This window comes from Streptomyces sp. NPDC001858 (genome assembly GCF_053594615.1).
The window spans coordinates 1-2,302 of the sequence record NZ_JBSFEV010000113.1; the positions used below are offsets into that span (position 1 = coordinate 1).

A 2,302-nucleotide genomic window follows, 5' to 3' on the forward strand; every position below is an offset into this window, starting at 1 on the left:
CTGAACGCGAACGCGGATGGAGAACCGAAGGATCCGCGGTCTGCTCACGGAAGCGCGCCGGGTTCAGGAAATCGACCGGCCGCCCCTCCACCCAAGCAGCCCTGCGGAGAGCCGACGCTGCCTCTGAATCCTGCCGGCGGTGTGCCTCAGCAGGCGCGGACGACGTGTCGGCGAGCGTGACGCCTATGTGTCCGGCGTCCGGGAAGAGGCGGACAAGCGTGGGGTGCACCTCCGTCGGCACGGTGACGCCCTTACCGGTCATCCACACGACGTCGCCCGTTCGTTGTCCCAGCGAAGCGTGGAAGAGGGCGAGGGCCGTGTTCCAGGTGTGAATCCTGTCCGCAGTCGGCAGCGTCTCCACCGAGCGCGCGATGGCGGGCAGGTAGAGGACGCCCGGACGGTTGCGCAGCTCCGCATGCAGCTCGATCACGAGCGCGCGGATCACCGCGAACAGCCGGTCCCGCTCCACGTGGGTCGGGGTCTCGGAGAAGCCGGAGTTCCAGCTGTTCTTGCTCCCCAGCGCATTGACCTCGGGGGGGACGGCACCGAGCAGGAAACGGTCGCCGGCTGCCGCGTTCCCCTGCTGCGTCAGGCCGAGGGCGGCGGCTATCGCATCGAAAGTGATCTTGTTGGGGCCGGTCCTCTGGATCACCTCGATGCTCGGCTGGTGCAACTTCTCGCCGAAGCGTGTGTCGTCCTGATTGATCCTGTGGTCATCGACGTCGGCCAGGCCGCGGTACGGCCGACGCAGCAGCGCCGCATAGGTCATGCCGTAGTTGGTCTGCAGCAGATCGCGGTAGACGCTGATGGCCTGTCCGCGAGCGGGGGAGGTCAGGCCCGCGTTGGCGAGGGATCGGGAGTCCCGGTCCACCGGATCCTGAGCGTTGCGCGGCATGTCCGCGCGTGCCACGGCGAACCCGTCCGGTCGGCGCGCGATGGTCTGAACGTGGTCGATCAGTCCGGTGAGCCTGTTGTCCCCGTCGGAGTACACCCCGCCGAAGGCGTGCAGGACCTCGATGCGGAACATGTCGCTGGCCATGCCGTAGGACTTGCCACCGCGGGCTCGCTCGGTCTGGATCTCGGCCTGCATCAGTGCGGGGGTGTCCGCGTTGAATACCTCGTCGACGTTGATGAGCACCATGTTCGGCCGCCCCGAGGCCCACTCCAGCATCGAGGCGACCTGCTGCTGCCGCACCGTCGTGGTCCGGCCCGGGCGAAGCCGCCGTACCTCATCGACCTGCGCGCGGGTCATGTCCGTCCACACCACGAAGGTCACCCCGGGGTTCGCCTGCACGGCGGCCGAGATGTTGTGGCGGAAGTCGGTGCGCGCACCGTGCTGTCCGTCGTCGTAGAGCGGTCCGCCGAACCAGATGCTGTGCGCCAGGTGCGGTATCTCGTGACGAACCGTGTTCCCTGCCCGGTCCCGTACCTTCTGGGAGGTTGCCGTGGCCCGCTGCCGGGCCAGCGCCTGGGGGGAGAGCTCGGCCGCGGTGGGCCGCCCCTGGCGGCCCAGGTCGAGCGCGTGGAAGAACGCGGTGACCTGATCGGCCCGGAGGGCCGCATAGTCGTAGGGCCTTCCGCCGCCCCGCAAAAAGCCGGGCGCGGGTACGAGCTGCCGCACCCCGAACGGATCCCCCCCGAAAGCATCCCACCGGCCGGGGGTCATCGCCCCCAGCAACTCGTCGGCAAGCGCGGCGAAGTCCGTCGACGCGCCCCTGCGCGCCGCGGCGGCGGGCACCGTTTGAGACCCTGACCGGGCCGGAGAAACCAGATCCGGAAAGTCCTGGAACCCCGTGAAGGCCGGGCTGCCCGCCAACGCCTTGGCATCGGGCGTCGGCTTGCCCCGGGAGAGCTCACGGGCGAGCCGTACGGCCTCATCGGGGTGCGCCGTGGGCTGCCGCCGCAGGAAGTCGGCGACGACCACCACATCCTGGTCCGCCGGGGAAAGCATGTGGAAGTTCCCGGCATGCTCCTCCAGTCGTGCGGCCATCCCCCCGAACGGGAGCCGCTGGAACCGCCCCACCAGCGCGTACGCCCTCACCAACGCGACATGCACCGGGTTGCCGAGCTCACCCTCGGACGGCACCTCAACAGGCGACTTGGCCCACGCCGCCTGGAACGAACGCAGCGCCTCCGAACGCCGAACATCGGCTTGGTGCTCGCCGGCCTGCCGGCCGAGGTCCACGGAATGTGGCCTGTCCACGGTGTCGGCGGCCGGGGTCGATGGTTCCCGCTCCAGGCTGGATGGCGTGATGCGGTCAGATTTCGGTGGTGCGGATTCCGTGGTTTTGGCGGCGTCGTC

Annotated in this window: 1 protein-coding gene; it reads right to left on the reverse strand. The window is 69.5% G+C overall.

Features of this window, described 5'->3' with window-relative positions; translation table 11 throughout:
• Window positions 1–2,185, reverse strand: a 2,185-nt coding sequence (locus ACWCPF_RS45360; RefSeq protein WP_451051018.1) for a glycosyltransferase, incomplete at its 3' end; no start/stop codon positions are given.
• Window positions 2,186–2,302 lie beyond the last annotated feature (117 nt).